The sequence below is a fragment of the Candidatus Sulfidibacterium hydrothermale genome, assembly GCF_020149915.1.
Lineage (GTDB): Bacteria > Bacteroidota > Bacteroidia > Bacteroidales > F082 > Sulfidibacterium > Sulfidibacterium hydrothermale.
The window spans coordinates 887942-900958 of the sequence record NZ_CP083760.1; the positions used below are offsets into that span (position 1 = coordinate 887942).

At 42.9% G+C, this 13017-nt stretch carries 10 protein-coding genes; 3 read left to right on the forward strand and 7 right to left on the reverse strand.

All coding sequences use genetic code 11. From position 1 onward, the window contains the following. Positions 1-42 precede the first annotated feature (42 nt). Positions 43-963 (forward strand): GNAT family N-acetyltransferase, encoded by a 921-nt coding sequence (locus tag LA303_RS03435; protein ID WP_240526536.1) that lies wholly within the window; start codon positions 43-45, stop codon positions 961-963. Between the two features lie 15 nt (positions 964-978). Next, on the forward strand, positions 979-1581 hold the full coding sequence (gene yihA, locus LA303_RS03440; protein ID WP_240526537.1) for a ribosome biogenesis GTP-binding protein YihA/YsxC: 603 nt from the start codon (positions 979-981) through the stop codon (positions 1579-1581). A 46-nt stretch (positions 1582-1627) separates the two neighbouring features. On the opposite strand, the gene LA303_RS03445 is transcribed toward yihA, so the two are convergent. From LA303_RS03445 to LA303_RS03470, 6 genes are all read right to left on the reverse strand, one after another. After that, complete coding sequence (locus tag LA303_RS03445; RefSeq protein ID WP_240526538.1) at positions 1628-1966, reverse strand: acetyl-CoA carboxylase biotin carboxyl carrier protein subunit; 339 nt, start codon at positions 1964-1966, stop codon at positions 1628-1630. A gap of 12 nt (positions 1967-1978) precedes the next feature. Continuing rightward, entirely contained in the window at positions 1979-3526 is a 1548-nt protein-coding gene (locus tag LA303_RS03450) for an acyl-CoA carboxylase subunit beta (protein WP_240526539.1), read from the reverse strand. 212 nt (positions 3527-3738) lie between these two features. Next, on the reverse strand, positions 3739-5817 hold the full coding sequence (locus tag LA303_RS03455; protein ID WP_240526540.1) for a S9 family peptidase: 2079 nt from the start codon (positions 5815-5817) through the stop codon (positions 3739-3741). Positions 5818-5943: 126 nt separating this feature from the next. After that, a complete protein-coding gene (locus LA303_RS03460; protein WP_240526541.1) occupies positions 5944-6867 on the reverse strand; it encodes a LiaI-LiaF-like domain-containing protein in 924 nt (307 codons plus the stop codon). Beyond that, on the reverse strand, positions 6864-7358 hold the full coding sequence (locus tag LA303_RS03465) for a PspC domain-containing protein (RefSeq protein WP_240526542.1): 495 nt from the start codon (positions 7356-7358) through the stop codon (positions 6864-6866). The genes LA303_RS03460 and LA303_RS03465 overlap by 4 nt, the downstream gene beginning before the upstream one ends. A 187-nt stretch (positions 7359-7545) precedes the next feature. Next, on the reverse strand, positions 7546-9777 hold the full coding sequence (locus LA303_RS03470) for an NADP-dependent isocitrate dehydrogenase (RefSeq protein WP_240526543.1): 2232 nt from the start codon (positions 9775-9777) through the stop codon (positions 7546-7548). A 489-nt stretch (positions 9778-10266) separates the two neighbouring features. Here LA303_RS03470 and LA303_RS03475 point away from each other — a divergent pair, with 489 nt between their 5' ends. Continuing rightward, the gene (locus tag LA303_RS03475; protein ID WP_240526544.1) at positions 10267-11574 is read left to right on the forward strand and encodes a citrate (Si)-synthase; all 1308 of its coding nucleotides are present in this window, start codon (positions 10267-10269) and stop codon (positions 11572-11574) included. Between the two features lie 433 nt (positions 11575-12007). Here the strand turns inward: LA303_RS03475 and LA303_RS03480 are convergent, their stop codons facing one another. Further along, positions 12008-12805: a 5'-nucleotidase, lipoprotein e(P4) family gene (locus tag LA303_RS03480; RefSeq protein WP_240526545.1), complete on the reverse strand. Its 798-nt coding sequence runs from the start codon at positions 12803-12805 to the stop codon at positions 12008-12010. Between the last annotated feature and the right edge of the window lie 212 nt (positions 12806-13017).

Genomic DNA, 13017 nt, shown 5'->3' on the forward strand with positions numbered 1-13017 from the left:
TCGCTATGATTCGTATCTTTGTAGTCTCAAAATAAAGTGGATATGGAAACAATTATTCCTCCGGTGGATAAGGAGCTGTTAATGTCGGAGTTGAACGAAAAAACCTTTTTGCGGAAAACCAACAGTGGGGGCAATGAGATTTATGATTTGTCGGCCGACGAGGCACCGCATGTCATGCGTGAAATCGGACGTTTACGTGAATTAACATTCCGGGATGCTCAGGGGGGAACCGGTAAGAGTGTGGATATTGATGAATTTGATACCGGCAGGGGGGCTTTCCGGCAAATGATTGTTTGGGATCCGAAAGAACAAAATATTGTTGGTGGGTACCGTTATAAGCATTGTAAGGAAATGGAAGTAACAGATGGTGAAGTGTCAACACCCACTGCTCGTCTTTTCAAATACAGCCGGTCTTTTATTGAAGAATATTTGCCTTATACCATTGAGTTGGGACGTTCGTTTGTTCAGCCCTATTATCAGCCTTTGTATAATCTCCGGCGTGGATTGTTTTCGCTTGATAATCTTTGGGACGGGTTGGGAGCCGTAATGATGAAATATCCCGATGCAAAATATTTATTCGGAAAAATCACCATGTATCCGCATTTTGATTCTTTTGCCCGTGATCTGATTTTGTATTTTATGGGAAAATATTTTCCGGATCCGGAAGAATTGGTTCGTCCCAGAAATCCGTTACCCATAAAAACCGATAAAAAAATATTGGAAAGTATTTTTACGGGGGACAATTATGATGAAGATTACCGGATTCTGGTACAGAAAGTTCGAAAATTGGGCGAAAATATTCCCCCTTTGTTTAATGCATACATGAGCTTGTCATCCACCATGAAGACTTTTGGTACGGCATTGAACGATCATTTTGGTAATGTGGAAGAAACAGGGATCCTGGTAACTTTTGAAGATATCTACGGGCCGAAAAAGGAACGTCACCTGCATATTCCGGAATAAAACACAGGAGAATTCATGGAAATACAACAAGCAGAATTTATTACCAGCTCGGTTGCTGAAAGTCAGTGCCCCAAACCATTGCTTCCGGAGTATGCCTTTATTGGCCGTTCAAACGTGGGGAAGTCACGTTTGATTAACATGATTACGGGGAGTAAAAAGCTGGCTAAGGTTTCGGGCAGCCCTGGCAAAACCATTACCATGAACCATTTTTTAATTAATAAATCGTGGTATTTGGTCGATTTGCCGGGTTATGGCTTTGCCAAACGATCAAAAACCGAACGAAAAAAATGGGAAAGGATGATTCGGCATTATATCCTTACCCGGTCGAATCTGCTTTCGTTGTTTTTGCTGATCGATATTCGTCTGGAGCCGCAGAAAAACGATATGGAATTTATGGAATGGCTGGCCATGTCAGAAATTCCTTTTGTTTTGACCTTTACCAAAGCCGATAAGCTGGGGAAAACAGGCGTCGACAAGAATCTGGCTGCTTACAAAAAGACACTATTACAAAAATGGGAGGAACTGCCTCCGATTATTGTTACCTCATCGGTTACAGGTGCCGGCCGGGAAGAAATTCTCCGGTACATTGAAAAAACGAACGCGGTGTTCCAGCTTTAATACCGGATTGTTGAGACTTATAAAACAGAATACGTAAGCTGGCTAATTACTCGATCTCCACCAACAGTTGATCTTTGGCGACGAGATCCCCTTTTTTAACCCATATTTTTCGGATGTAACCTTCTTTAGGAGCCGTAATAATGTTACGCATTTTCATGGCTTCCAGTAACAACAGGGGTTCTCCTTCATTTACTTTTTGCCGCCGTTTTACTTTTATTTCCACAATAGTTCCGGGGATAAAGGCTTTAACCTTTCCGCTGTCCGGTTCCTCATAGCGTTTCCGGTTTTTGTATTTCCGGGTAAGGGTGGTTTTATAAACCATTCCGCCAATGGTGAAATCTTCCAGCTTCTTCTTCTCCGGTGTGTTGTTTTGTGTTTCAGACATGCTTCGTAAAGATTAAAATGGTGGAATTCCGTGTTTCTTTTTGGGAAGATAAACTTCCTTTTCCTGGGAAATAGCCAAAGCGCGGATCATCATTTTCCGGGTTTCCGAAGGCTCAATAACCGCATCGATGTAACCATAAGCAGCAGCTACGTAAGGATTGGCAAATTTCTCTTTGTATTCTTCCACTTTTTGCCGCCGGTACTCATCCGGGTTTTTGGCTGCCATGATTTCTTTCCGGAAAATAATATTAGCAGCTCCTTCCGGTCCCATTACAGCAATTTCGGCTGTAGGCCAGGCAAAAACAAAATCGGCCCTTAGATGGTGCGAGCACATGGCAATGTATCCGCCACCATAAGCTTTTCGCATGATTAAGGTAATTTTGGGAACCGTGGCTTCAGAGTAAGCATAAAGTACTTTCGCTCCATGACGGATTACCCCGGCATGTTCCTGATCCACGCCAGGCAAATATCCCGGTAAATCTACCAGTGTTACCAGCGGGATATTAAACGAGTCGCAATACCGGATAAACCGGGCTGCTTTGTCTGATGAATCCACATCCAATACACCGGCAAGCACTAACGGCTGATTGGCTACAAAACCAACCGTTTCTCCTTCCATCCGGCCAAAGCCGATCACCATATTTTGAGCAAACAATTCCTGAACTTCCATGAAATTGGAATCGTCGGTTAACGACCGGATGACGTCACGTACATCATAAGGTTCGCGCGGGTCAGATGGGATGATATTATCGATGTTGTATTTTCGGGTTTTGGGCCTTTTAGGCGGGTATTTGGCAGCTTTCCGGGTGTTATTCCACGGAATGTAGCTCACCAGTTCTTTGATTTGGGTAAAGCATTCTTCTTCGCTTTTGGCAAAGAAGTGAGCATTCCCTGTCGTTTCACAGTGAACGCGGGCACCTCCCAAAGCTTCCATGGTAATTTCTTCACCCAGTACCGTTTTAATCACTTCCGGTCCGGTGATGAACATTTTGGAGATGTTTTCTACCACAAAAACAAAATCGGTGAGTGCAGGAGAATAAACGGCACCTCCGGCACAAGGTCCGAGAATGACAGAGATCTGAGGAATAACACCAGAGGCCAGTGTGTTACGGTAAAAAATTTCACCATATCCGGCCAACGAGTTAACCCCTTCCTGAATACGGGCACCGCCGGAATCATTAATGCCAATTAACGGGACTTTCAGCTTTAGCGCATGGTCCATAATTTTAGTGATCTTTTTGGCATGCATCCAGCCAAGAGAACCACCGGCTACCGTAAAGTCTTGTGCGTAAATGCAAACCGGATGGCCGGAAATGGTTCCGGTTCCGGTAATAACACCATCACCCGGAAGATACTTTTTGTCCATATCAAAATCTTTTCCGGCGTGTTCCACAAACAGATCATATTCGTGGAAAGTGTCTTTGTCAAGCAGAGCGAGAATTCTTTCCCGGGCCGTGAGTTTTCCAATGGCCTTTTGTTTTTGGATGGCTTTGTCACCGCCGCCCTTTAAAGCATTCCGCATGCGCTTTCGCAAATCGGTTGATTTTTCTTTGAGTCCCATAATGAAATTTTAATTCCTTGCGTATTTACGAAAAAAAAGAGATAAGTAAAGCTTTACAGCTCATGGCTTTCTTATCTCCGCATGCAAAAGTAATGGAATTTGAAAAAATATCAAGTTTTCGTGAAAATTAAATCACTGGTCCAAGCGGAGGCTTGAATCACTGAGAAACAGCGGATGTTGAACCAGAAGCAGAAATATTTTCCTTTCCCTTTTCATCGTTCAAGCATCCGCTTGGACGATGAAAGATCCAACAAATAAATCAAAAAAGCATATTCCATTGCGGTTTCCTTGTGTTGTTCAAAACGTCCGGATGCACCGCCATGCCCCACATTCATATCGGTCCAAAGCAGCAGTAAATGATCGTCGGTTTTCATTTCGCGGAGTTTAGCCACCCATTTGGCCGGTTCCCAATATTGTACCTGACTGTCATGTAATCCGGTAGTGACCAGCATGGCCGGGTAGTTTTGTGGCTGTACATTGTCGTAAGGAGAATAAGAAAGCATGTATTCGTAATAGATTTTGTCGTTTGGATTTCCCCATTCATCATATTCTTCTGTGGTGAGCGGAATGGTTTCGTCCAGCATCGTGGTAACGACATCTACAAAAGGAACTGCTGCGATAATCCCTTTAAATAATTGGGGAGCTTCATTTGCAACAACTCCCATAAGCAAACCGCCGGCGCTGCCTCCCATGGCAAAAAGGCGATCCGATGAAGTATATTTTTGTTTGATGAGATCCTGGGCGCAGTCTATAAAATCGTAGAATGTATTTTTCTTTTTCAGCAATTTCCCTTCTTCGTACCACCAGCGTCCGAGTTCTTGTCCGCCACGGATGTGGGCTACGGCAAAAATGAACCCTCTGTCAAGAAGACTTAAACGGGCAGAACGAAAAACCGATTCCATGCTGAGTCCGTATGAACCGTAGCCATAAAGCAGGAGAGGCGCTGTTCCGTTTTTTCGAATCCCTTTTTTGTACACCAAACTGACCGGAACCTGTTTTCCGTCGCGTACTTTTATATGAATGCGTTCGGTTTCATAATTTTCCGGCTGATATCCTCCTTTTACCTTTTGCTGTTTGATCTGTTTTTGCTTTTGTGTTTTCAGGTTGTAATCAAAGAGCGTGTGCGGTGTTTTTAATGACGTAAACCCATATCGCAAAACCGATTGACGGTAAGCATAATTATCATCGAAATAGATAAAGTAATCCGGTTCGTCGAAATGGATATAATGGTCCGACTGATTTTTTGTATTGAAAACATGGAAACGCAAGAGCCCGTTTTTTCTTTCTGCTACCACAAAGAAATTTTCAAACACTTCTACTTCTTCAATAAATACATCTTCGCGATGAGGAATAACTTCTTTCCAGTTTTCGCGGCTGGTTCGGTCCAATGGGGCTTCCATCAGCCTGAAGTTTTTTGCGTTATCGTTGGTTCGGATAAGAAACCGGTTTCCCTGACGGGCGATTTCATATTCCAGATCTTTTTTGCGGGGAGTAAAAATCTGGAACTTCCCCAATGGTTTTCGGGCATCTAAAAGCCGGTATTCGGTAGAGAGGGTGGAATCGGATGCGATAATGATGTAATCGCCCGATTTGCAAAGGTATACACCGGTTTCAAAAGCGGCATCCCGTTCATGAAAAACCAGTTTGTCGTTATCTGTTTTTTCTCCCAGAAGATGGCGGTAGATTTTGTCCGGACGTAATGCTTTGTTTTTGTGAGCGTAAAAAATGGTTTTACTGTCGTTGGCCCAGGCAATGTCTCCGGAAGTATTCTGGATTTTGTCCGGAAGAATTTCTCCGGTTTCCAGATTTTTAAAGTGAAGGGTGTATTGCCGGCGGCTTACCGCGTCCACACTATAAGCCAGTATCTTGTTGTCCGGACTAACTTCCCAATTGTTAATGTCGAAATAAGAAAACCCTTCTGCCATTTCGTTTACATTAAGCATCACTTCTTCCGGAGCGCTTTTTTTCTCTTTTTTCCGGCAATATACCGGATACTCTTTTCCTTTCTCATAGCGTGTGTAATACCAATATCCGTTACAGAAGTAAGGAGCGGTACGCTCTTTTTGCGGAATCCTTCCAATGATTTCATGGTAAATGGTTTCCTGCTGTGTTTTTGTTGGCTCCTGAAAAACCTTTTCGGTGTATTTGTTTTCGGCTTTCAGGTAATCCAGTACTTCCGGGTTATCCCGTTCATTGAGCCAGTAGTAATTATCTATACGTACATGCCGGTGTTTAACAAGCTTTTTGGGAATTTTTTTTGCCACTGGCGGGCGGATATCTTCTTTCTGCATATGTTCAAGCCGTTTATTTTTCTTAAAATCGACGGGAAAATTTTTTGCAAAGGAAGGAAAAAAGCATGAAAAAACCCGGCATTTTGCCGGGTTGGAGAAAATAGGTAAAACCGGATTATTCTGAAATCAATAGCGTTCGATATGGAAACTGGATACTGCGGCATCCACTTCCAGATGGATTTTGTTTTTGGCTGAATTGTAGTTTTCGGTTTGGTAATGACCATTTTCTGCTTTTTCAAATCCCGGAAAACTTTTTCCGGAAAGGACTGCCGTTATTTTCAGGTCACAACCGGTGTTTCTCGGAATCCGGATTGTGATGGATGATGCCCCGGCATTAATTTCAGCTTTTACATCCGGATAACGGTTTCCCAGGGTGATTTTAAATGAACCGGCGCCTCCGTCCAGTTCCAGCTTTTTTACTTTGAAAGGAGAAAGGTCATAATTTACTGCACTGGCTCCGGCATCCAGGTCGATATTCCATACCGGTTTGGGATTGAGTTCGATGGTGACAACCTTATGATTGTTATTATGAAAAACGTGGTCTTCTTTTTCATGGATTTTGATAACTGCCTTGTGGTTTTTGCGGCTGTCAAAGTATTCGTAACTGCCTGCATAGCGCCCTTTTTGTGAAAAATAAAGCAGATTTGAAGTAGTGTCTTTTAAAATAAACTTACCGGCTGCTGCATCCATTTTCAGTGTGGCTTGCTCAACAGAATCCGAAAAAGGAATCGTAAATTCCTGGTTTACCTTGGTATAATGAGCGTCATCAATGTCAAATCTTTTGTTGATGAGAAATTCAAGATTATTATACCGGTTGGTTCCTGAATAGTCCATTACAAACCAGGTAGCACCACCAAGCAAAATTACCATTATTCCGATTTTGATATTTTCACGAATGGGAAGTACTGAGAGGCCCCATAAAATGAAGATTAAAGGCCACAGGCGTATAATATTCATCCAGTCGAAATTGATCCATCCCAGGTTACGGCCAATCATAAGGGTGCCGATCAGAATAAGACTTAATCCCCAGAAAACGTTTCTAAATTTCATGATTTTTCGTTTTTGTTTGATTTTAAAATGTTCGGGTCAATAATAAAGAAGCCGATAATAATCAGTAATACAGGCCAGAAATTGGCAAGATTTACCCAAGGCATAATACGGTTTATCAGTAAAAGGGTTCCAATCATAATGAGTAGGATTCCGGCAATCAGTCCGGTATTGGATGCATTATTTTTGGAAGAATGAGAATCCGTTGGTGTTGATGGTGGCGTTGCCGGATTATTTTTTGTTTCGGTATTTTGATCCGGTGCAGGAGGCGTTTGTGCCGAAGCGGTTTGATAACCAGTAGGCACAGGTCCGGGGGGAATAACAATCCACATCACAATATAAGCCAGTAATCCGCCGCCGCCAAACAGCACCAGCAAAACAAACAATAACCGGAAAACCACCACATCCACATCAAAATACTCGGCCAGGCCGCCGGCAACGCCACCAATTACTTTGTTGTGGATGGTTCTGTATAACTTTTTATTCTGTGTCATTTTTTATTGATTTTGAATTCATGGCAAAAATAGTATGGCCGGGGAGGGGATGAAACAAAAAATCGGTCATTGGCCTTGTTTTGTCGGTAAACGGATGATGTTTCTTTTCTCCTGAAGAAAAGATCCTGCACAAAAAAAAGGCAGCCGGTAAAAGCTGCCTTTTAAAATTTGTATTTCAGTCAGATCATTAAATGTTGTCAATGATGGCATTTAACGTGGCACTGGGACGCATGGCTTTTTCAGCTAACGCATCGTCTGGCAGGTAGTAACCGCCAATATCCGTAGGTTTGCCTTCAGAAGCCATGATTTCACTCAGAATTTTTTCTTCATTTTCTGTCAGCTGTTTGGCTATATCGGTAAACTGTGCTTTCAGTTCTTTATCATCATCTTGTTCTGCCAGTGCTACAGCCCAATATTGTGCCAGGTAGTAATGACTGCCGCGGTTATCGAGTTCGCCAGCTTTACGCGAAGGTGATTTTTCGTTTTCAAGATAAGTTTCCACGGCTTTATCCAATGCTTTGGAAAGGACTTTAAGCCGGTTTACCTGATATTTGTCACCCATAAATTCAAGGGAAACCATCAGAGCCAGAAATTCACCCAACGAATCCCATCTTAAATGGCCTTCGTTTAAAAACTGCTGAACATGTTTAGGTGCAGAACCACCGGCACCGGTTTCGAACAATCCGCCACCGGCCAACAGCGGAATAATGGATAACATGCGGGCACTGGTTCCCAGTTCAAGAATGGGGAACAGGTCGGTGAGGTAATCTCTGATCACATTACCCGAAACAGAAATAACATTGTTTCCTTTTCGTACTTCTTTCAAAGTGAAACGCATGGCATCCTGGGGTGACAGGATACGGATATCCAAACCGTTCAGATCGTAATCTTTCAGATAGGTTTCTACTTTTTTGATGATTTGTGCATCATGGGCTCTGTTTTTATCCAACCAGAAAATAGCCGGATATCCGGTTGATTTTGCCCGGTTAACCGCCAGTTTTACCCAGTCTTTTATGGGAATGTCTTTTACCCTGGACAGTCTCCAAACATCACCTTTTTCCACGTTGTGTTCCATCAGTACCTTTCCGTTGCCGTCAACCACTTTAACGGTTCCGTCGGCAGGAATTTCGAAAGTGGTGGGATGTGAACCGTACTCTTCGGCCTTTTGGGCCATCAGTCCGACGTTAGATACGCTGCCCATGGTAGCCGGATCAAACTGTCCGTTGGCTTTGCAGTCGTCCATCACCACCTGATAAAAAGTAGAATAACAGCGGTCAGGAATGACGGCTTTGGTTTCGTGCAATTGACCGTCAGGACCCCACATTTTTCCGCCATCGCGGATAACTACCGGCATGGAAGCGTCAATAATTACTTTATTAGGGGCGTGCAGGTTGGTGATGCCGTTATCGGAATCTACCATAGCCACGTCGGGTTTTTCTTTAAAGGCATTCTGAATGGCTTCTTTAATTTCATTTTGTTTGTCGGCAGGAAGTTTTTCCAGCTTTTTGTAAAGATCGCCCAATCCAAAATTAGGATTGAATCCGATGGAGTTAAGTTCTTCGGCATATTTTTCAAAAACTTCTTTGAAGAATACGTCCACGGCATGACCGAACAGAATAGGATCGGAAACTTTCATCATGGTCGCTTTCAGATGAAGCGAAAACAAAATGTTTTGTTTTTTGGCATCTTCAATCTGTTCAGCATAAAAAGTCCGTAAGGCTTTTGTGTTCATGAAAGTACCATCCAGAACTTCTCCGTCTTTTGATTCCAGTCCGTCTTTCAGTACAATGGTGTTTCCATTTGGCTCAACCAGTTCAATTTTGAATGGAACCCCTTTTTCGGTAACCACCGATTTTTCATTTCCGTAGAAATCATCTCCTTGCATGGTAGCCACATGGGTTCGGCAGTCGCTGCTGTAGGGTTTCATCAGTTTATGCGGATGCTTTTGTGCATTCTTTTTTACGGAATCGGCTGCCCGGCGGTCGGAGTTACCCTGTCGCAGTACCGGGTTTACAGCGCTTCCCAAAACTTTTGAGTAGCGTTCAGCAAGTTTTTGTTCTTCTTCTGTTTTGGGTTCTTCGGGATAATCAGGAACAGCATAGCCTTTGCTTTGCAGCTCTTTAATGGCATCTTTCAGCTGAGGAACCGAAGCACTGATATTGGGGAGTTTAATTACATTGGCATCCGGTTGAAGAACCAACTCGCCTAAGCGGGCAAGGTCGTCTTCAATTCTTTGGTCTTCTTTCAGGTAATCCGGAAAGCTGGCCAAGATTCTGCCGGCCAGCGAAATGTTGCTGGTTACAATTTCCACTCCCGAGGATTTTGTAAAAGCTTTTGCAATAGGCAAAAAGGAATAACTGGCCAATGCGGGTGCTTCATCTACTTTTGTCCAATTGATTTTTAATGATTTATCTTTCATTGTACGCTTATTAAAGGTTAAAAATATGTTCGATAAACAGCAAAAATATCATGTCATCGTTCCATTTGCAAAATTGCAGTAAATTCTTGAAATAACAACCTGTTTTTGTTATTCATATTGTTTCTTACTTTTTAAGGATGTATGGATTTTTTATTTTTCGGGGAATGTTTTGACAAGGAAAAGTTGGTCTTGTTGATTGGCGGAAAACACCCGGAGTGAAAGGACCATGGTGAAATGCCGGATATTTTCTCTTTATGAATTAACCGCTTGGAAATCACATGAAATAATTTGTGTTTGAAGCCGGTTTTGCAATTTAGAACACATAAAAATATAGCCCGGGACTCGATATGATGTAAATATCCGGGGGTATTTTGTCGTATCTTTGAGGCATGTTTAGATAGGCCCGTAGTGGAGAATGAAGGGCATATCTTTTTATAAAAAATGTTAGTTCAATAATTTAGCTTAGGCTGAATAAAAAATTTTAAACTTATGGCAACTTTAAAAGAAAAGTTAAGAGAAAAAATTGAAGCCCACAGACCGAGAACAACCCGTCTTCTGAAAGAATACGGTGATGTGAAAGTGGGTGAAGTAACCATCTCTCAGACAATTAACGGAATGAGAGGGGTGAAGGGCCTGACAACCGATATTTCCTATCTTGACCCTTACGAAGGAATCCGTTTTCGCGGAAGAACGATCCCCGAAGTGATGGAAGTGATTCCTAAACCTGAAGGAAAAGATTATCCTTACGTGGAAGCTTTTTGGTATTACCTGCTTACCGGTGATGTTCCTACATTGGAAGAAACCAAAGAGATTGTGGAAGAGTTCAAACAAAGAAGGACCGTTCCGCAGTATGTTTTTGATATTCTGAGAGCTATGCCGCGCGATACACATCCGATGACCATGTTCTCGGCAGCTGTTTTGTCCATGCAACGCGAATCGAAATTTGCCAAATTCTATGCCGAAGGTTTCAACAAAATGACGGCATGGGAACCCATGTACGAAGATGCTACTGACATTATTGCCCGGCTGCCGATTATTGCGGCTTATATTTACCGCATGAAATATAAAGGTGATGTACATATTCCGGCTGATCCTGATTTGGATTTGGGTGGCAACTTTGCCCATATGATGGGATTGCCTGAGCCTTACGATGATGTAGCCCGTATGTATTTCATTATTCACTCCGACCACGAATCCGGAAACGTTTCGGCTCATGCTACCCATTTGGTGGCTTCGGCTTTGTCGGATGCCTATTATTCATTATCTGCCGGTTTAGACGGTCTTGCCGGTCCGTTGCACGGTTTGGCTAACCAGGAAGTGCTGAAATGGATCCAGGGTGTGATGAAGAAAATGGACGGCAAACTGCCTTCAGAAGAAGAAATGAAAAAATTTGTTTGGGATACGCTGAACAGTGGTCAGGTTATTCCTGGATACGGACATGCCGTACTGCGTAAAACCGACCCGCGTTACATGGCACAGCGTGAGTTTGCCCTGAAACATCTGCCGGACGACCCGATCTTTAAATTTGTATCGCGTCTGTACGATGTGGTTCCGGATATTTTGCGCGAACATGGTAAAGCCAAAAATCCGTGGCCGAATGTGGATGCTCACTCTGGTGTTATCCAATGGCACTACGGCTTGCGCGAATATGACTTCTACACAGTATTGTTCGGTGTTGGAAGGGCTATGGGCGTACTGGCCAATATTACCTGGGACCGTGGTCTTGGTTATGCCATTGAGCGGCCGAAATCGCTTACTACCGATATGTTGGAAGAAATCGCCGGCATCAAAAAATAAATTTTGTTGGCGTATAAAGTTTTTGTTAAAGCCCTGCGAAAGCGGGGCTTTAATTTTTTCTGCTCTTGCCTTCCGTTATTCAAAAGAAAACGTTCACCTGCACACAGCCAGGTTTGCAAAGATAAATTACGGGAATAATGTTACGTTTATTTAAAGTGAGAACATCAAAGCAATGTTCTCTTTTCGGATCGAGCCTGAAAAGGGTAGAATACCAAAAACTTCGTTCTTTAGCCTGATCTTTTCAAGGCTTTCCTATGGAAATACGTCCGCGTTTATACAACGCGGACGAGTATTTGTATGGCCTTTTGAACAACGTGTGCCGGCCTGTGGGAATCTTGTTGAAAATAGCTTCGCTACGTTCTCCAAAGAAGTCTTCCGGAAGGGAAGACCGGTCAAAGAAAGCAAAGTTTATATGAGCGCAGAAACTGACCAGCTATTTACAGGCGTTCCCGAAGCGCTTGGTCATGACTTTCAATAACGAATCAACCGGAGCTTTTTTGGCATTAAGTCCCAAAGCAGAGGCCCAGCTTCCATACATTGCATTAGGCAGGACAATATATTTTACGCCGAATTGTTTACGGAGTGTTTCTGCTTGTTTATTGCGTTGCGGATATTTCCCGGAAGCTTCGTACAGATCGCCCAGGTTATCTCCGGCCAGCAAAACAATGTCATATTTTTTGGAGATCATTTGACGACGCGGCTCTTTATTGCTGGTTGTTGTTCGCATATACATGTGGTCATCTGTAACCTGGGGGAAACCAAATTTGCGTAGATTTTTCATCGTAGCCGCTTTCAGTTTTATGCTGCGGTTGGTTACATAAAAAACATGAAAACCCAGCGAATCGGCGTATTTCAAAAAAGAAACAGCTCCCGGAACAGGTCGGGCTACCGCCAGGTTACACCATGTGTCCCAACACGAAGGGAAATGACCGTTTTTCTCTATGATGTGGGCAGGGTACGGACTATTGTTCAACACCGTTTCATCAATATCCACTACTACTGCCATGTTTTTCTTGCGGGGAAACTCCTTATGCAAAAGGGCTATTCTTTCTTTGGCCACATTGTAGGCCTGATAACACAAAGCCTGGTATTCGGCAGCGTAATAATTGTAAAGAGTTGCCATAAGCAACGCATTGTCAGCCGGTTTATAGGTCGGCTTTTGCTGTTGAACCTGAGTACATGAAAGCAGTACTCCCGACAGCAACACCAAGAGAAAAAATTTAATCTTCATCGTCTTTAATTTTTTTGCAAAGTGAAGTAATATTTTTGATTTTTAAAAGAACTTTATTCGAAATTTTGCCGGTTTATTCAGCCGGATAGGCCTGTTTTTGTTTTAATGTGCTCAAAATGACTTATTATCCGGCTTTTATTTTTTTTTCTGTGGAGCAAAGCGCGGAAAAACGCATGATTGCGTAAAAATGCAGACGAGTATTCGTGTATCTT